Genomic DNA, 16,870 nt, shown 5'->3' on the forward strand with positions numbered 1-16,870 from the left:
CGCCAGATGGAAGCAGGAGTAGGCATCGGTGTCGCAAATCGAGTCGTCGCCGAGTTTGATGTCATATTCCGGCTCCGGCTCCGGCTTCAAGGACGCTGCGCCGTGACTGCCGACGCTCGATGTGCCTTGAATCATCGAAGTCATATCCATATCGACCGAAGACTGGATTCCGACTTGCCCGGTCGCTTCTTGCGGGGCGGCGTGCACCGCACCGACGAAGCCGAAGAGCATCGCAATCATCGCTATTTTTTTCATGGCTACTTCCTCCGTGGTTATCACTTGTGTACCCGTTCCTAATATATTTACTTTATTTTGATCGAAATGTCAAGATATATTTCTCGGCACTATCCGATATAATTTCCTTTCGAAAGGGATGAGAAAAAGATGACATCGCAAAACGCCGAAAAAACCCCCACACCTGCGCCCGCCCCCCTCGATGCGCGTCTCGACCCTTTGCAAGTGGCCGAACGATGGTTGCAAGAAGGGCGTATCGTCGCCTTGGCGACGGTCATCGCTACGTGGGGATCATCGCCTCGTCCGGTCGGAAGCAGGCTGGTGATCGATCAAGATGGATGTTTCGAGGGTTCGGTTTCCGGGGGGTGCATCGAAGGGGCGGTGGTGGCCGAGAGTATCGAGACCATCCGCGACGGCCGCCCGCGCACCCTCGATTACGGGGTCAGCAACGAGCGGGCGTGGGAGGTCGGGCTGACCTGCGGCGGTCGGGTGCAGATCCATATCGAGCGGATCGAGGGATGAAGCCGCCTTTTATGTCATAGGCCCTTGGCCGCACCGTCGAAGGGAGTGCTGGATGAAGCGCTCTTGTTTGCGTGAACTCATCGAAGCCCGCGCCGGAAGACGTTCGCTGACCCTGATCACCGCTTTGGCGGGCGATCGACAGTGGATCGAATACGAAGAGGCACTCCCCGGCTTCGAGCCCTCGGATCCGAAAGCGTCGACTTCGGACCTTGCCGAAGACCCCTCGGATGTCTTGGGCTCTTTATCGGCCCCGATGCCCCTTCGCCGAGCGGCGCGCGAAGCCCTGCTTAGGGGCAAAAGCGAACGCTTCGAATACGAGGGTGAGGCTTTTTTCTTGGAGGTGATGCATCCGCCTTTGCGTTTGTTCGTGATCGGAGCGGTGCATATCGCGCAGAGTCTGGTACCGATGGCCGCTCTTTTGGGCTACGAAGTGGTGTTGATCGATCCGCGTCGAGCGTTCGCCACCGCAGAACGTTTTTCCGGGGTCGATTTGCGCATCGATTGGCCGGACGAGGCTCTATCGGTGGCCGAGATCGATTCACGCAGCGCGGTGATCACCTTGAGCCACGATCCGAAGATCGACGATCCCGCCTTGCGGATCGCCTTGGCCTCGCGCGCTTTCTATATCGGCAGCTTGGGAAGCGCTCGCACCCACGCCAAGCGGATCGAGCGCCTATCCGCGCAAGGCTTCACCCCCGACGACCTTGCGAGGATTCACGCCCCGATCGGTCTTGCCATCGGCGCCCGAGGGGCGGGGGAAATCGCCGCCGCCATCGTTTCCGAGTTGGTCGCCACCCATCGATCCGCCAAAGATCCGATATCGCGCAAGCATCGATCGTAAGTTCGCATCCTTGGATACCGAGAGCGCTCGAACGAGCCTCGGTGCGCTCATCGCCCGGGATGGATAAAAGCCCGCCTTGCCTGCAGGCGACGGTCCCGGGCCCCAAGCCTTAGGCCGGATGTCGCTTGACGAGCTGCTTGGCGATGATCATTCGTTGCATTTCGTTGGTACCCTCGGCGATGGCGAGCAAGGGTGCATCTCGATAGTAGCGCTCGATATTGAACTCCTTCGAATAGCCGTAAGCTCCATGGATGCGCATCGCTTCGGTGGCGTTGAAAAGCGCGGTTTCCGTGGCGAAGAGTTTGGCCATTCCCGCTTCCATATCGCAGCGTTCTTTCGCATCGTAGGCCAAAGCTGCGGATTCGGTCAGCAGCCGAGAGGCTTCCAAGCGCGTCGACATTTCCGCCAACTTGATTTGGATCGACTGGTGCTCGCAGATCGGTCTCCCGAAGGTTTTGCGAGTGCGGGCGTAGGCCAAGCTTTCCTCGAGGCAGGCGCGGGCGATGCCGCAGCCCCGGGCGGCAACGTTGATCCTTCCCAATTCCAAACCGCTCAATATCTGCTGCATTCCCCGACCCTCGATTCCCCCGATCAGGTTTTCCCGAGGAACCTCGCAATCGTCGAAGACGATCTCGCCGGTATCGATTCCCTTGTAGCCGAGTTTTTCCAATTTGCGAGCGACCTCCAAGCCCGGCGCATTCTTTTCGATGATCAAAAGGCTCATCCCGCGATGCGGTGGATCCATATCCGGATCGGTTTTGACAAGAGCCACGAGGATATTGCCGTGGACCCCGTTGCTGACCCATAGTTTGGATCCGTTGACGATATAGCGATCTCGATAGATATGAGTGCGAGTGCGGATGCCTTGTAAATCGGTGCCGCAATCGGGTTCGGTGAGGGCGATGGCCCCGCGCAGTTCACCGCTCGCACAGCGTGGAAGAAAGGTCAGTTTTTGCTCTTTGGTGCCGAAGCGTTCGATGGCGGCGGCCATGATCAGATGGGCGTTGAAAATGCCGGCGATCGACATCCACACCGCCGAAACCCGCTCGACGATGCGAGCGTAAGTGGAGGCCGAAAGACCCAATCCGCCGTAGTCGGGGGAGATGGTGGCCCCGAACAGACCGAGCCCCTTCATTCGATCGACGATATCTTTGGGCCAAGTATCGCTGTCCTCCAAAGCGCGAATGTATGGACGCACATCCCGCTCCAAGAAGCGATCGATGGAGTCGATGATCAAGGATTCATGGGATGCATCGGGCAACGATATTTGTCGGGCATCGCTCATCGAGGGCGTTCCTTGAAGACGGTTCGGGGACAAGAATGCTCGGTAATCAACGGTCGATCGAGCCCTCGGCGAGGGCAAAATGAGCGTAAAGGGCAAAGGTGATGCGATTTTTGAAATAAGGCCGGTGCCGATACTTTACGATATAGGCTCCGAGATCGTCAAAGAAAGGCGCTTCTTGCCGTCGCCTTGCAAGGCCGAAAAGGCCGAGTCGGCATCGTTGCCCCCTCGATTATCGGTTCCGAAGAGGGTCGATCGACGAGCGGGATTCGCCCCCGAAGATCTGCATCTCGAAGGTGCCTTTTTTCGCCCTTTCCAAAGCGGGCAGGTCGCGGTTTTTTGTCGATGCGGAGAATATCGATGGGGCGATCCAAGCGCATATTTCCCGATGATTGCAACCCCCTCGAAGGTCGAGAGCGCATCGCCATCGAGCCTTGCGCTTGTTCGAAGATCGCAGGGCTGTTGCCGGCGGCGGGGCGTTCGACCCGGATGGGGGCGAGCAACAAGCTCGTCGATTCCTTGACGAGCGGGGTTGCCTTTTCCGACGGGGCGATGGTGCGAAAAGTGGCCAAGGAAATGGTTTCTGCCAGATTGCACCCTATCAAAGTGGTCACCGGCTACGAGGCGCAGCGGGTCGAAAGGGCGCTAAAAGGGTTGGATCTGCACTTGGTGCATAACGAGGACTACCATGAAGGGATGGGGGCGTCGCTGCGTTGCGGCTTTGCCGCCTTGCCTGCCGATATCGATGCGGCGATCGTCTGCCTCGGGGATATGCCCTTGATAAGGGCGCGGCATATCGAGCGCTTGGCAAAGGCGTTCGATCCGAGTGCGGGATGCGAGATATGCGTTCCGGTATTCGATGGTCGGCGTGGCAATCCCGTCCTTTTCTCCAAGCGCTTTTTCCCCGAGATGGCGACCTTGCGCGGGGATGTCGGCGGGCGAGGGATGGTTGAGCGATACGAGCGCTTCGTCTTCGAACTACCGATGGACGATGCCGCGGTGCTGGTGGATATCGATTCCCCCGAGGATATCGCTCATGCCGCCGAAATCGTGGCCACCGAGGAGCGGGATCGATGGAACAATGGCCGATAGGGGATGAGGGACCTTGATATCGGGCGATCTCTATCAAGCGGCGATGATCGAGACCGCGCGTCGGGCCGGCGGCCACGGTCGGCTTTCAAGGGCCCAAGCGAGCGCGAGCGTCGACAACCCCCTGTGCGGAGATCGGGTGATCGTGGATATTCGTACCGAGACGGTCTCCTCTTGCGACCCTTCGAGCCCCGTCCGGCTTCGGCGCATCGTGGAGGTCGGTCATGATGTGCGCGGATGCCTGTTATGCGAGGCGGCGGCGGTGGTGCTCGCCGAGCAGGCGCCGGGATGCGAGATCGAATCCTTGCTCGGACTCCATCGCATCATCGAATCCGCCTTGCGCTCGGGAACGGCCTTTCCGTGGTCCGCCCTCGATCTCTTTTCCCCGGTCGCCGCCGCAAGGAGCCGATATCGCTGCGTCACCTTGCCCTTCGAGGCCCTGCACGAGGCATTGATGACGATGGATCCGGCTTGCCTCCCCCACGATTCAAGTCGACCCATCGATTCGAGTCGATGAAATCGGCATTGCACGAAGATGCGCTTTTCGCTAAAAGTGCATCTTGAAGGCGAGTATCCCGTCGGGATATTCAAGGTTCGAATCGTTGACCGAAGCCCTCGATTCCTTCGATCAGCAGCGAAATCATCGGGCTGCCCCTTTCCCGGTGTTCGATCTTGACCGGCAAGAAGCCGAGATCCGGGGCGCACCAGATGGTGGTTTCGCGTTTTTTCTCACCCTCGTTCTCGCGGATGCGTTTGACCACGACGGTCTCCAAAGGCCCGATCGCGCTCTCGATGCGTTCGGTGCCTTGGATGTCGAAAAGATAGGATCTGACCCGGCCGCCATCGGCGATCGGATAGCGCAGATCTTTTTTACCCTCGGAGAGGTCGTGCATCAATGCCAGCAGATAGCCGAGTTTGTCGTTGACCCCCTCGGGCACCTCCAACTTCCATGGTCCTTTGGGGGATTGGAGCCGGGCGATGCCCTTGTCGCGTTCGAATCGAATATGAATCTCCCGCTCCTTGAATCCCGTACGGTGGTAGTGGTATTCGATCGGATGCCAATCCCCTTCGTATTCGCTCCATTCGCTGCGCTCTGCGATTTCTCCGCCGTAAATCAAGGACATGATGCCCACGGATTCGGTATGCGATTGGAAAATATATCGCCCCCCTTCTTCGCCGGAGGACCAATGCGTCTTGCCGATTCGATTCCCCCCCGATTCCAGCGAGAATGTCGCATCGAAAGGCTCGGGCAACCGGAAATCCCCGAAATCGTAGCCCGCCGCCGATGCCGTGGCGATCAGGCAGATCAAGACCGCCTCGATAAGGCATCGGGCGCTGCGGTGAAAGAAGGAAGAGGGATCGAGGAATCGGATGGTCGGCATCGTTCGGATATCGTTTGCAAAGGAGGGGATACGAGACCTTCGAGTCACCGATGGCCGGATTTTGCGCTTCGGCAACGACGAGCGCATTCGAAGGAAGGTCGATGACAAGGGTCGTCTACAGCATATCGCTTTATCTGACGCTGCCTTTTTTCATGGCGCGCCTGCTGTGGCGCGGCATTCGAAATCGCGGATATTGGCGGCGGATCGGCGAGCGTTTCGGTTTCGCTCCCGCCGCCCCCGCCGACCGAAAAAGGGGCTCGAGCGAAATCGACCCAAAGCCTATCTGGATCCATGCGGTTTCCTTGGGAGAGGTGCAAGCCGCAGTTCCGATCATCGAGGCTTTGCGAGAACGTCATCCGAGGATTTCGATGATCGTCACCACCACCACCCCCACCGGGATGGAGCATATTGTGCGCATTTTCGGCGCGGGCGTCGTGCATCGTTATCTGCCTTTCGATCTCCCGGGGGCGGTGGCGAGATTCCTGCGCGATATTCGCCCGCAGGCGGGGGTGATCATGGAAACCGAGATCTGGCCCAACCTGCTGGCGGCCTGTCGAGCGCAAAGGATACCGGTGATGTTGGCCAACGCTCGGCTATCGGGGCGCTCGGCGAAGGGTTATCGCCGCCTTCCCCGGCTTTTCATCCCCGCGATGCGAGGGTTCTCGTGCATCCTCGCCCAAAGTGAGGACGATGCCCGAAGGCTGATATCGATCGGCGCTTCGGCTTCCGACGTCGAGGTCGGCGGCAATACCAAATTCGATATTCGCCTCCCCGATGACTTGGGCGAAAGGGCATCGAGGCTGCGGGCCAAGTGGGGAGCGGGGCGCGGCGTCCTGGTCGCGGCCAGCACCCACGAGGGCGAGGAGGAGCGGGTGTTGGAGGCCTTCGAAGCGGTGCTCGCCCGCTATCCGAAAACCCTGCTCGTGCTCGTTCCGCGGCATCCGGAGCGTTTCGATAAGGTGGCCGCTGTGGTGAAAGGCCACGGTTTTTCTCTCTCCCGGAGATCGCATCCGCACGAAGAGGGCGGGGAATCGCAGGTCTTCCTCGCAGATAGCATGGGGGAGTTGCCGCTTTTCCTCGCCGCCGGCGATATCGCCTTCATCGGTGGCAGTTTGGTGGAAATCGGCGGGCATAATTCCCTCGAAGCCGCCGCCGTCGGGCGACCGGTGCTTTTCGGTCCCCATCTATTCAACTTCGCCGGGATCAGCCGGGATCTGATCGCCGCCGGTGCCGCGAAGAGGGTATGCGATGCTCCCGCCCTCGGACGGGAGGTCGTCTCATGGCTCGACGATCCGCAAGGGCGACGAGATGCGGGCGAGCGGGGAAGGGCCTTCGTGGCCGCCAATCGCGGGGCGCGCGATCGGATCGTGGCGGCCATCGAGCGTCTTGCGGATTTGGATCGCAAATGACAGCCCCGCATCGGCCGAGAACCGTTTGGCGCCGCTTGCCGTCGACGCCTCTTTCACGCAACGCTACCGGGATGACCACGAACAATGATCGAACTCGTATTGATCCGCCACGGGCAGAGCCGGTGGAATCGGGAAAATCGCTTCACCGGTTGGCATGATGTCGACCTTTCCCCGCAAGGCATCGAGGAAGCCCGCATGGCGGCCAAGCAACTTGCGGCATCGGGTCGCGTATTCGATGTCGCCTTCACCTCGTTGCTCAAACGCGCGATCCGCACCTTATGGCTGGTGCTCGACGAGATGGATCGGATGTGGATTCCGGTGCATCGGAGTTGGCGGTTGAACGAGCGGCATTACGGGGATTTGCAGGGCCTCGACAAAGCCGAAACCGCGGCGAAATTCGGGGAGCGACAGGTGCATGATTGGCGGCGTGGATATGCGATCCGCCCCCCCGCCCTCGACCTGGCCGATGAGCGCCATCCGCGCCATGATCCTCGCTATGCCGATCTGACCGAGGCGGAATTACCCGCCTGCGAATCCTTGGAAGATACCGAGGCGAGATTCCTACCCCTATGGCGAGAGCGAATCGCTCCCGATCTGCGCACGGGGAAGCGGGTGTTGATCGCCGCTCACGGGAATTCCTTGCGGGCATTGGTCAAGCACTTGGATAATCTTGCCAAGGAGGAGATCGTGGAGCTCAATATCCCCACCGGGGTGCCGCTGGTCTACTCGTTGGACGATTCTTTGCGCCCCGTGGAGCGACGGTATTTGGGCGATCCGGAGGCGATTCGTCGGGCAACGCAAGCGGTCTTGGCTCAAGGCCGGGCGGCTTCTCAAGAGAGGGATCGAGGATGAGCGAAGAAAAAACGAACGAGGAAACGAAAGGGGAAGGGCGGCAAAGCCCGAAGCCTACAATCGATTTCGACGATTTCCTCAAGGTGCAGATGGTGGTGGGAACCATCGTCGAGGTGCGCAAGAACGAGAAGGCGAGGGTTCCGGCCTTCGTGATCGAAATCGATTTCGGACCCTACGGCAGGCGTACGAGCTCCGCCCAGCTGACCAAAAACTATACCCCCGACACGCTGCGGGGAAAGCGGATCGTCGCCGTGCTGAATTTTCCGCCGAAGCGAGTTGCGGGGGTGAAATCCGAGGTGCTGGTGCTCGGTGCGGTTTCCGAAGATCGAGGAGTGGTGCTTCTATCGCCGGATTTCGATGTCGAGAACGGCGATCCGATCGCTTGAACGGCACCGCAGGGGAATCGGGCGGGTGCGATGCTCATCGCAGCGCCTCATCAATAGGCATCATCGACAGGCATCACCGATCGATCGTCGGCGGAGCATCGTTTCGAGCCCTCGCTCCCAAGTCCCTTGCGGACCTTGAGGGCGAAGGCGCCACGAAGGCTCGCCACACCAAAGCAATGTTGCTGATTAGCCGCTGACGACTAGCCAAGTCCCAATCTCGAAGGCCATCACGTCTCACTGCAGCCATTCGGAGACGGTGATCAGGTCCGCTTGGCTCAAGATCCCGGCGGCTTGGCGCAGTCGGATCATATCGTTGATGAAGTCGTAGCGCGCATTGGCCAAGTCCCGCCGGGCCTCGAAGAGATCGCGCTGGGCGTTGAGAACGTCCACCGAGGTTCTGGTGCCGACCTGAAAGCCGGTATCGACGGCCTCGCCCGCCACTTCGCTCGAGCGCACCGCCTGCATCAAGGCTTCGATCCGGGAAATGCCGGATCCGAGCCCGAGCCAAGCGGTACGGGTCTCGCGCTGGATGCGGCGACGCTCGCTCTCCAAGTCTTCAAGCGCTTTTCGGTGGAGATGGGTTTTTTCGCGCACGAGGGAGCGGGAAATCCCGCCGTCGTAAAGAGCGAACTCCAGTTGCACGCTCAGCCTCGTATTCGAATCGGAGCTGCTATCCAAATTGGATGATGATCCCCCGCCGTCGTAGCTCTCCCGATGCGTACCACTGGCGCTGATCACCGGTCGGCTGCTGCCGACCTGAACGCGCCTGATCTCGTCATGAGAGGTGCGCACGGCATGATCGGCGGCGATGAGGCGCAGGTTCTGCCTCAAGGCGACCTCGGTCCAGTGATCGATATCCGCAGGCACCGGGAGGGTCAACGAGATATCCCCCAAGCGCATGGGATTTTCCACCGACTCCCCGCTCACCTCGCGCAGGGATTCGATGGCGGTGGCAAGATCGTTGTTGGCGCTCAAAAGGCGGGCATTGGCGAGATCGAAGCCCGCCTTGGCTTCCTCGACATCGGTGATCGCGATGAGGCCGACCTCGAAACGCTGCCGGCTTTGTTCGAGCTGCTGGGCGAAGGAGTCGAGCGTGGCTTGGGCGAAATCCACCCCGTCCTTCGCCCGCAGAACATCGAAGTAAAGACCGGTCACCCGCACGATCAAATCCTGGAAAGCCGCTTGGTAAAGGGCATCGGCGCGGGCGATGCGGCTATCGGCCTGTTCCAAGGCGATTTGCAACGATGGGCTGTAAATCGGCGCGGTGAGGCTGAAGAGCAGCCCGTAGGAGTCGGAGTTCGAGCTACTGGTGGTGGTGCGGTCGGGGTAGACATCCCGCGAGCGTTGCCTGCTGAAGTCGGCATTGGAACTGACCGTGAGTTTGGGCAGCAAGGCGGATTTCGCTTGGGGCCTTAGTTCTTGTGCCGCCCGATTCTCGGCGCCGGCGGCGAGGTAGACGGGATCGTTTTCCAGCGCCAGTTCGAAGGCGCGCATCAGACTATCGGCGGCGACCGGAAGGGTGGTGACCGCCGTCAGCGACAGGGCCTTGATCAAGGTCGCCAAGGCCTTGGCGATGCGCCCGCCTCCGACGAGAGCGCCGAAGGTCGTTGCATCACCTTTCGAAGGCGAGAGCGCAGCCCGAGTCATATCGCGAAAGGCCGGGGTTCGGCGATCCCCGATAGCGGGGGCACGACCGTTTCGAACAGGCTTTCCCTTAACCATTGTTGCTCTCCGCTTCGTTGAACGAGCAAGGCTTCCATGACCGGAGCGTTGCCGACGATGATGAAAAGTCGCCCCCCGATGGCCAGCTGCCGCTCGAATTCGACGACGGCTCCGGCGAAGGGAACCGAACCCCCGACCACGATGGCATCGAATCGCTCGCTCGAAGGCCATCCCCGGCTGCCGTCCCCGATTTCGACGGATGCATTGTCGACCTCGAATTCCGCAAGGGTTCGGCGCGCGTTCTCCGCCAGATTGGGACGAATTTCGATGCTGGTGACGTGGGATACGCTCGCCGCGAGCAGCCAAGTCAGAAATCCGCTACCGGTTCCGATCTCCAGCGCGCGCTCGTTGCCGGCGAGATGAAGCGCCTGCAGCAACTTGCCCTCGATCTTCGGCGGCAGCATGGTCTGATCTTCCCCGATGGGGATGGCGATATCGGCATAAGCCAGACCCCGCCAAGCCGGGGCCACGAAAGCGTCTCGGGGGGCGCGTTCCAGCAGATCGAGCACATTGCGATCCAGCACATCCCATGGGCGGATCTGCTGCTCGATCATATTCAAGCGGGCTTGTTCGAGATTCATCGTATCTTGTGAAGCGCTTGATGGGATTTTTCGAAGATCCATGGTTTGGCATGGCGGATGGCATCGAAAAACCCGAAAGCGACTTTGCACAAGCCGCCCGGCTTTTCGAACGCCACAGGTGCACGCGGAAGAGCGATTCGAACGCGAGCGACAAGCGTGCAGCGAGAATTATACGAGCGATTATCGAGCGCAGACAGGATCGGGCGTCGATCGATCTTCGAAAAAGCGAGCGGGGCGGCCTTTATCGAATGCTCGCCTTCGATGATCGATGACGTCGAAGCCCGGCACCTTCGCCCTCGAGATATCCCATCGGGGCATCGGGGCGTTCGATTCCCGCCCGATATCAGACCCTTTCGACCGCCGAACCCGCAAGGGGCTTGCCCTCCAAGGCTCGCTCTTCGGATATCGCCTCTTCGGACTTGGCAGTCGGTTCGGCCGCCGATATCGTCTCAAGATCCTCAAACCCCGCTTTGCGATCATCGGGCTCGTGTTCGTCGCTTCGGTTTTGGCTCGTCCGGTTCGCAGGGTTTGCCGGTGCCGGACTTGCCGAGGTGCCGGAGGGGTCGGCGAAGCGATCGTTGATCTTCTGCACGAAGCGATCCGCCTGCGCGATGATGTCCGCGATCCGCTCGCGCGCCTTTTTATTCCATCCCGCCGGCGATTGTCCGAAGATCGAGCGCCACGCCCGGGTATTGTGTTCGAAGCCGCGCGCGATCCACCCTTTCAATCGCTCATGACGGTCCTTGTTGCGCGCCAACCTTCGAAGGACGAAACGGGCCGCGAGCCGGCGTATGAAGAAATGCGAATAAATCCCCGCCCCGGCGATCAGGATCGAGAGGATTCCGGCGATCCATCCATTGGCGATCAAGGGATCGAACCAAGGCGCCGAGAACAGCGCATCGCCTCCCCAATAGCCTGCGGGGATCGTCCACAGCAAGAAGGCCAAGACGAGTAGCCCGAGCCCGATGCCTTCCGACCACAGCACCAGCCGTTTCCACAACGCTTTGGCGGCGGCGATGGCCGGAATGGCTTGTCCCTCGATCTCCTTGGCGTTTTTTTCGAGTGCGCCGATGATGCGATAGAGGCGTTCGATCTCCACTTGGTGGATCCGCCGCCGGATATCGAGGGTATCCTCTTTGCATTTCGATTCGAAACGTCTTCGCACCTCCTCGTCTTCGATCGGCTGCGCCACCTCGGGGTTGTAGGTGCAATAGAAGCGTCCGGCGGTGAGCCCGGCTTGGGCGAGGGCGCGCTGCCAAGCGGCGAAGACATCCTCGGCGTTGTCCTCGCGGGCCGCGGTATCGATCTGATTGAGGATATAAAGGAATTTATTGGAATCGGGCCGTTTGATGGTATCGCTGACGAGGTGGTTCAAGGTATCGGTCATCGCCCCGGGTTCGGGATGGCGGGCATCGAAGAACACCAGCACCAGATCGGAAAGATTGATGATGTGATCCGTGATCTGCAAGGTCGCGGTGCGCTGCGCATCGGCATCGAAACCCGGAGAATCGATCAGGATCTTTCCCCTCAAAGCCTCGCTCTTGCAGGTCTTGAGCTGGAGATAGGCGTCGATCCGGCGGCCCTCGCCTTGGGAGACGCTCTCGATATCGTGACTGACCTTATAAAAGGGAAAGCGCGGATCGGAATCCAGTGCAACGCCGGGCAGGGTGCGAGAGGTATCGTCGGCGCCGAAGCAGATCACCGTGAATTTATCGTCCACCGCTTGGTTGCCGGTGGTCTGCAAGGGACTTTGCAGGATATGGTTGATGAACGAGGATTTGCCCGAGGAAAAGGTCCCGAGCACCGTTACCAGCGGCCACCATGGAACTTGCGTTGCGAAGGAGTCGTCGCGGGGCAGGACTCCCAAGTCGTAGGCGACCTTGTCCAGCGTGCGAAAACACCTCACGACATCGAGCAGCAGGGGGTTTTCCCGTTCGAGGTGCGCTTCCAAGGTCGTGATGCGTTGATTGATCGATGACATGGCAGCCTCCGGCAGCGGTCGATTCAAAGTCTACCACCTGCGGGCGATCGGCTTTGAATGTTCACGGGGATCCATCGCCGGATCCTCGTGGAAATTCCGTCATCCGCGCTCTCGGGTGGGCGGGTTGACGAGCGGGCTTTCAACTATCTTCCTTCCTCGGGCTCATATCCGGGACCGACCCAATGCCCCGATCGCCCCCCGCGTTTTTCGACCAGGCGCACCGACTCGATGACCATGCCTCGATCGACCGCCTTGCACATGTCGTAGACCGTCAGCAACGCCGCTTGGACGGCATTGAGGGCCTCCATCTCCACCCCGGTCGCCCCGACGGTTTCCGCCCGCGCCCGACAGCGCACCCGTTTTTGCCCCGCATCCGGTTCGAGATCGACCTCGACCCTCGTCAAGGCGATCGAATGGCAAAGCGGAATCGTTTCCGAGGTGCGTTTCGCGGCCATGATCCCGGCCAATCGGGCGATGCCGATCACATCGCCTTTGCGGTGCTCCCCGGAGACGATCATCCCCAAGGTCGCCGCTTGCATGCGAATATCGCCTTGCGCCACCGCCACTCGGCGGGTGGCGGGTTTTTCCCCGATATCCACCATTCGCGCCCGTCCTTGGGCATCGAAATGGGTCAACTCGCCGGAGTCGTCGCTTGCCGATCGACTGTTCGGTGTATCGGCGATGCAGGTATCGGGTTCGTTCATGATCGATCTCTTTTCGAAGGAACGCCAAGATCTGTCCCCGCAAGCGCCTTGCCCGCTCGGGATTCCATCGCAAAGACGATCAAAGCGATCGAACGGTAAAAACCATGCACGAATTTCCCCCAGGGCATCAGCAGGAAAAGCGTCATGACAAACCCCAAATGGAGGCAAAGAACGATCCCCATCGAAGGCGTATCGCGCACCGCCATCAGGGCCAAGCCGCTGGCGCTCACGAGGATCAGCAAGATCGAAAAGGCGCTCCCCGTGCCGCGGGAGCCCTCTTTCGGCTTCGTATTCGGATCGACCCTCGCTTTGAGGATCAGCAGCCCCGCCGGGCCGATCAGCAATCCGATCCCGCCGAGGGTGCCCAGGATCTTCGGAGCGCTGATGAAACCGTAAGGCGCCGGCAGGTCGAGGCCGTAGTGCATCAAGGTACCGGCGCAGGTGGCGGCAAAGCAGAGCATGAATCCCCAAAAACCGAAGTGGTGGAGGGTTCGGCGGAGCGTCGACGGGCGTTGGCTCGGCCAAGTGCAGCCCTGACCCGCCCCGCCGCCGAGGTATCTAAGGCTCAGCCCATCTCGAATGCCCTGCAGGATATGGGAAAGATCGATCCTCGCCGATGCGGGCAACGAAAGGCCTTTGTGGAAACTGCGAATCGACAAGATGAGGGCTGTCATCAAAAAGACGGCGGCGGCGCCGAAAACGCTGACCATCGTGCCATGCGATATCACGCCATAAAAGGAATCGAGATGGTGTTCGAAGAGCGCACCGCCACCACCTGAGATGGCGGTGGGAACGATGAAGGCGACGATCGAGATCAGCGACAAGACGATTGTCGCCAAGCCGCTCTTTTGGAGCGCAAAACGCATGAATCCGGGCCGGATATGACGCATCCGACCATTGCGACGCAGCTCGGTCATCACCGCCGGGATATTGACATCGAAGGCATGCGGGGCGGCGTATTGGCAGTGGTGGTAGCAGGCGCCGCAGTCATGGCAAAGATTGGATAGATAGTCCAAGGTCTCGGCGTTGAATTCCAAGCGCGAAGTCATGGCCTTGAACAGCGCGCAATGCCCCTCGCAATAGCGACAGGCATTGCAGATGCTCATGACCCTCGCTCCCTCGTCGATCAGTGCTTGCGCTTGCATCGGCGGTTGTCGAAAACCTCCTCGTTCTCGAAATTCGTCTATGGATCGGTTCGATCCCTCGGGTCGAATCGCCTAAGGGGTGTTCGAACCGACGGGAAAGCGAGCGGGGGCGAGATGCTCGCCCCCGCTCCCCTTTTCAGCGGATTCGATATTGGAGGGCGAGACGATGCGCCGCCCGCTGTCGTGATCGAAAAAATGCATCCGGCGATGATCCGCCGCAAAGCCCAAGGTCTGGCCGGGGGCCGCGCTCGGCTTGCTATCGAGTTTGGCGACGAAGTCGTTCCCGCTCTCGCCGATCAGATGGACGAGAACATATTCCCCGAGTTCCTCGACCAGCTCCAAGCGACCCTCGATCAAAGCCCTCTCGCCATCGGCGGGCTGCAAGTGCTCGGGTCGAATTCCCAAAGTCGCCGCCGAGTCCGATACCAAGGGGGGAGGGTTCGTTAGGCTATCGGGGCCGAAGAAATTCATCTTGGGGCTGCCGATGAAGCGAGCGACGAAGGCATTGGCGGGGAAGTCGTAGAGTTCGATCGGCGTTCCGACCTGCTCGATGCGGCCATCTCGCAGAACCACGATGCGATCCGCCAAGGTCATCGCCTCGACCTGATCGTGGGTGACGTAAATCATCGTGGATTCGAGCCGCCGGTGCAATCGCGCGATTTCAAGGCGGGTTTGAACCCTCAACGCCGCATCGAGATTCGACAGCGGTTCGTCGAAGAGGAATATTTCGGGATCCCGAACGATGGCGCGTCCGATCGCCACCCGCTGACGCTGCCCGCCCGAGAGATGCCGGGGGCGGCGATCGAGCAGATCCTGGATCTGCAAGGCGTCGGCCGCCTCCCTCACCCGGCGATCGATCTCCTCTTTCGGCGTTTTCGCCTGTTTGAGGCCGAAAGCCATATTCGAGTAGACCGATAGATGCGGATAGAGTGCGTAGGTTTGAAAGACCATCGAGACCCCGCGCTTCGACGGAGCGATATCGTTGACATTGCGTCCGGCGATCTCCACGCTCCCGGCGCTCACATCCTCGAGCCCGGCGATCATCCGCAGTAAGGTGGATTTTCCGCAGCCCGAGGGACCGACGAAGACCACGAATTCCCCGTCGTCGATATCGAGATCGATGCCATGCACGATCTCGACATCGCCGTAACTCTTGCGCAGATCGCGTAGTTTCAGATCGGCCATCTTTTTTCCGTTTTTTCGATAGCGGATTGCAAGCAGGTCGCAAATTCCGGGTGGCGTTGTCCGATATCGCCCCAAAGCCCGGGTGCGGCGGCGAAATCCCGCGCATCGTCGAGGAGGGGGGCGAGCGAGGCGAGATTCGGTTCGTGATAGGCGATATGCGATTTTCCGGCCAACGATCGACGAGCGAAATGATACCAAGCGGCGATCGAGGCGATGGCATGTTCGGGCAGATGCCCCCGATCGAATGCGTCGACGACGGTGGGCATCACGAAAATCGGGAACTTGGCATAGCCGTCGGCGCAGATCCGTTCGAGGCGATCCCCGATCGCCCGATTGCCGAAGCGCTCCTCGATTCGATCCCGATACGCCTTTCGGTCGAAAGGGAGATCGTCGGGAAGACCGGGCAACACTTCCCGATCGATGAAGTTGCGAAAATGAGCGGCATGAATCGGATCTCGCATGACCTCGTCGAATCGATCATAGCCATCCAACGCCCCGAAATAGCAAAGCGCGGTATGGGCTCCGTTGAGCACCCGAATCTTGGTTTCCTCGAAAGCGGCGACGCTCGGAACGATCTCGACTTCGACCCGATTCAAATCGGGAAAAGGGCCGGCGAAGCGATCCTCCAAGACCCATTGCTTGAACGATTCGGCATGGATCGGATGATATCCTGCCTCATCGAAGGCTTCGGTGCATTCCAAGACGAGTTCGGGGGTCGTTTTGGGGGTGATGCGATCCACCATCGCATTGGGGAATCGGGCATTGGCACGGATCCATTGCGCCGATTCGCGCTCACCCGCCATCTCGAGATAGCGCATCAGATTTTCCCGCAGCATATCCCCGTTACCGCGGATATTGTCGCAGCAAAGGACGGTGATCGGCCCGCCCTTCGCCCTCATTCTCCGCCCCAGCGCCGCTGCCAAAAAAGCGTAGATGGTGCGTTTTTCACCGCCGCTCGTTTCCGAGCGGATCGCCGGATGCTCCTCATCGAGCCCCCCGTCCTTATCGAGGCAATAACCGCTTTCGCTCACCGTGCTCGAAATGATGTGCACGTCTTTCGATGAGACGGATTCCTCGGCATATTCCGGATCGACGCTCCAATCCCGAAAATCCAGATGGGATCGCACCTTGCGAAATCCCGTGCCCCCATCGGGATCCATGGTCTTCAACACATAACCCTTCGAGGCATGGCCCTTCGAACTTCGGCGGAAGACTTCGAAACCCTCGCTATCGGCGGCCCGCAGATTGACCGCGCAGATCCCCCATCTCAGATCCCCCGACGCCTGCATGTACTCGTCGATATATTCGGCCAGATGGGCGCGATGAAAAGCCCCGAACCCCAAATGGACGATCCCGATCCGACAGCGCGATCTTGGGTAGTCAGTCTCTTCGAGCCGAGGTCCCATGATTTGACGATCCTTATCGAAAAAATGGCAAGCAAGGAAGGAAGCGGGACTCGATGATTCGCCGTCGAAGCGCCGAGCACCGAAATAACGATAAACACCGGATTCATCCCGGGATCACTCTTGACCATGCATACCGTGGCGTATTCGAA

Annotated in this window: 17 protein-coding genes; 7 read left to right on the top strand and 10 right to left on the bottom strand. The window is 60.0% G+C overall.

Annotation, left to right across the window (positions count from 1 at the left end; translation table 11 throughout):
• Nucleotides 1–255, bottom strand: a 255-nt coding sequence (locus tag BF99_RS21345) for a hypothetical protein (protein WP_156013421.1), incomplete at its 3' end; no start/stop codon positions are given.
• A gap of 129 nt (nt 256–384) precedes the next feature.
• On the opposite strand from BF99_RS21345, the gene BF99_RS0116810 reads away from it, so the two are divergent.
• Together BF99_RS0116810 and BF99_RS0116815 are read left to right on the top strand one after the other, a co-directional pair.
• Complete coding sequence (locus tag BF99_RS0116810) at nt 385–756, top strand: XdhC family protein (RefSeq protein ID WP_025771981.1); 372 nt, start codon at nt 385–387, stop codon at nt 754–756.
• A 52-nt stretch (nt 757–808) separates the two neighbouring features.
• Complete coding sequence (locus BF99_RS0116815; RefSeq protein ID WP_025771983.1) at nt 809–1,597, top strand: XdhC family protein; 789 nt, start codon at nt 809–811, stop codon at nt 1,595–1,597.
• A gap of 109 nt (nt 1,598–1,706) precedes the next feature.
• On the opposite strand, the gene BF99_RS0116820 is transcribed toward BF99_RS0116815, so the two are convergent.
• Nucleotides 1,707–2,882, bottom strand: coding sequence for an acyl-CoA dehydrogenase family protein (locus tag BF99_RS0116820; protein ID WP_025771984.1), 1,176 nt, complete (start codon nt 2,880–2,882; stop codon nt 1,707–1,709).
• A 357-nt stretch (nt 2,883–3,239) separates the two neighbouring features.
• On the opposite strand from BF99_RS0116820, the gene BF99_RS21350 reads away from it, so the two are divergent.
• Nucleotides 3,240–3,971, top strand: a complete 732-nt coding sequence (locus tag BF99_RS21350) for a nucleotidyltransferase family protein (RefSeq protein WP_025771986.1) — start codon at nt 3,240–3,242, stop codon at nt 3,969–3,971.
• Between the two features lie 13 nt (nt 3,972–3,984).
• Entirely contained in the window at nt 3,985–4,485 is a 501-nt protein-coding gene (locus BF99_RS22195) for an iron-sulfur cluster assembly scaffold protein (protein WP_025771987.1), read from the top strand.
• Between the two features lie 70 nt (nt 4,486–4,555).
• Here the strand turns inward: BF99_RS22195 and BF99_RS22200 are convergent, their stop codons facing one another.
• Nucleotides 4,556–5,350, bottom strand: coding sequence for a DUF3108 domain-containing protein (locus BF99_RS22200; RefSeq protein ID WP_197019200.1), 795 nt, complete (start codon nt 5,348–5,350; stop codon nt 4,556–4,558).
• 101 nt (nt 5,351–5,451) lie between these two features.
• On the opposite strand from BF99_RS22200, the gene waaA reads away from it, so the two are divergent.
• The 3 genes from waaA to BF99_RS0116855 all read left to right on the top strand — a co-directional run bounded on the left by waaA (nt 5,452) and on the right by BF99_RS0116855 (nt 7,997).
• Complete coding sequence (gene waaA / locus BF99_RS0116845) at nt 5,452–6,759, top strand: lipid IV(A) 3-deoxy-D-manno-octulosonic acid transferase (RefSeq protein ID WP_025771989.1); 1,308 nt, start codon at nt 5,452–5,454, stop codon at nt 6,757–6,759.
• Nucleotides 6,760–6,843: 84 nt separating this feature from the next.
• Nucleotides 6,844–7,611 (top strand): 2,3-diphosphoglycerate-dependent phosphoglycerate mutase, encoded by a 768-nt coding sequence (gene gpmA, locus BF99_RS0116850; protein WP_025771991.1) that lies wholly within the window; start codon nt 6,844–6,846, stop codon nt 7,609–7,611.
• On the top strand, nt 7,608–7,997 hold the full coding sequence (locus tag BF99_RS0116855) for a tRNA-binding protein (protein WP_081759327.1): 390 nt from the start codon (nt 7,608–7,610) through the stop codon (nt 7,995–7,997). Before gpmA ends, BF99_RS0116855 begins: the two co-directional genes overlap by 4 nt.
• A gap of 234 nt (nt 7,998–8,231) precedes the next feature.
• On the opposite strand, the gene BF99_RS0116865 is transcribed toward BF99_RS0116855, so the two are convergent.
• The 7 genes from BF99_RS0116865 to BF99_RS0116905 all read right to left on the bottom strand — a co-directional run bounded on the left by BF99_RS0116865 (nt 8,232) and on the right by BF99_RS0116905 (nt 16,721).
• A complete protein-coding gene (locus BF99_RS0116865) occupies nt 8,232–9,719 on the bottom strand; it encodes a TolC family outer membrane protein (protein ID WP_081759328.1) in 1,488 nt (495 codons plus the stop codon).
• Nucleotides 9,641–10,300: a protein-L-isoaspartate O-methyltransferase family protein gene (locus tag BF99_RS0116870; RefSeq protein WP_025771996.1), complete on the bottom strand. Its 660-nt coding sequence runs from the start codon at nt 10,298–10,300 to the stop codon at nt 9,641–9,643. The genes BF99_RS0116865 and BF99_RS0116870 overlap by 79 nt, the downstream gene beginning before the upstream one ends.
• Nucleotides 10,301–10,643: 343 nt before the next feature.
• Complete coding sequence (locus tag BF99_RS0116885) at nt 10,644–12,281, bottom strand: dynamin family protein (protein ID WP_081759329.1); 1,638 nt, start codon at nt 12,279–12,281, stop codon at nt 10,644–10,646.
• A gap of 143 nt (nt 12,282–12,424) precedes the next feature.
• Nucleotides 12,425–12,985: a cyclic pyranopterin monophosphate synthase MoaC gene (moaC, locus tag BF99_RS0116890; protein WP_025771999.1), complete on the bottom strand. Its 561-nt coding sequence runs from the start codon at nt 12,983–12,985 to the stop codon at nt 12,425–12,427.
• Nucleotides 12,982–14,130, bottom strand: a complete 1,149-nt coding sequence (gene tcuB, locus BF99_RS0116895; protein ID WP_025772000.1) for a tricarballylate utilization 4Fe-4S protein TcuB — start codon at nt 14,128–14,130, stop codon at nt 12,982–12,984. The genes moaC and tcuB overlap by 4 nt, the downstream gene beginning before the upstream one ends.
• 72 nt (nt 14,131–14,202) lie before the next feature.
• On the bottom strand, nt 14,203–15,315 hold the full coding sequence (locus BF99_RS0116900; RefSeq protein ID WP_025772002.1) for an ABC transporter ATP-binding protein: 1,113 nt from the start codon (nt 15,313–15,315) through the stop codon (nt 14,203–14,205).
• Entirely contained in the window at nt 15,303–16,721 is a 1,419-nt protein-coding gene (locus tag BF99_RS0116905) for a mannitol dehydrogenase family protein (protein WP_025772003.1), read from the bottom strand. Before BF99_RS0116905 ends, BF99_RS0116900 begins: the two co-directional genes overlap by 13 nt.
• Nucleotides 16,722–16,870 lie beyond the last annotated feature (149 nt).

This window comes from Thioalkalivibrio sp. HK1 (assembly GCA_000583135.1).
Lineage (GTDB): Bacteria > Pseudomonadota > Gammaproteobacteria > HK1 > HK1 > HK1.

Excerpts from the sequence above, each read along its gene's own strand:
- BF99_RS0116900 (WP_025772002.1), bottom strand. The coding sequence starts at position 15,315 with ATGGCCGATCTGAAACTACGCGATCTGCGCAAGAGTTACGGCGATGTC.
- tcuB (WP_025772000.1), bottom strand. The coding sequence starts at position 14,130 with ATGCAAGCGCAAGCACTGATCGACGAGGGAGCGAGGGTCATGAGCATC.
- BF99_RS0116870 (WP_025771996.1), bottom strand. The coding sequence starts at position 10,300 with ATGAATCTCGAACAAGCCCGCTTGAATATGATCGAGCAGCAGATCCGC.
- BF99_RS0116855 (WP_081759327.1), top strand. The coding sequence starts at position 7,608 with ATGAGCGAAGAAAAAACGAACGAGGAAACGAAAGGGGAAGGGCGGCAA.
- BF99_RS0116885 (WP_081759329.1), bottom strand. The coding sequence starts at position 12,281 with ATGTCATCGATCAATCAACGCATCACGACCTTGGAAGCGCACCTCGAA.
- BF99_RS0116865 (WP_081759328.1), bottom strand. The coding sequence starts at position 9,719 with ATGGTTAAGGGAAAGCCTGTTCGAAACGGTCGTGCCCCCGCTATCGGG.
- BF99_RS0116905 (WP_025772003.1), bottom strand. The coding sequence starts at position 16,721 with ATGGGACCTCGGCTCGAAGAGACTGACTACCCAAGATCGCGCTGTCGG.
- BF99_RS0116810 (WP_025771981.1), top strand. The coding sequence starts at position 385 with ATGACATCGCAAAACGCCGAAAAAACCCCCACACCTGCGCCCGCCCCC.
- BF99_RS22200 (WP_197019200.1), bottom strand. The coding sequence starts at position 5,350 with ATGCCGACCATCCGATTCCTCGATCCCTCTTCCTTCTTTCACCGCAGC.
- waaA (WP_025771989.1), top strand. The coding sequence starts at position 5,452 with ATGACAAGGGTCGTCTACAGCATATCGCTTTATCTGACGCTGCCTTTT.
- BF99_RS0116815 (WP_025771983.1), top strand. The coding sequence starts at position 809 with ATGAAGCGCTCTTGTTTGCGTGAACTCATCGAAGCCCGCGCCGGAAGA.
- BF99_RS21350 (WP_025771986.1), top strand. The coding sequence starts at position 3,240 with ATGGGGCGATCCAAGCGCATATTTCCCGATGATTGCAACCCCCTCGAA.
- gpmA (WP_025771991.1), top strand. The coding sequence starts at position 6,844 with ATGATCGAACTCGTATTGATCCGCCACGGGCAGAGCCGGTGGAATCGG.
- moaC (WP_025771999.1), bottom strand. The coding sequence starts at position 12,985 with ATGAACGAACCCGATACCTGCATCGCCGATACACCGAACAGTCGATCG.
- BF99_RS0116820 (WP_025771984.1), bottom strand. The coding sequence starts at position 2,882 with ATGAGCGATGCCCGACAAATATCGTTGCCCGATGCATCCCATGAATCC.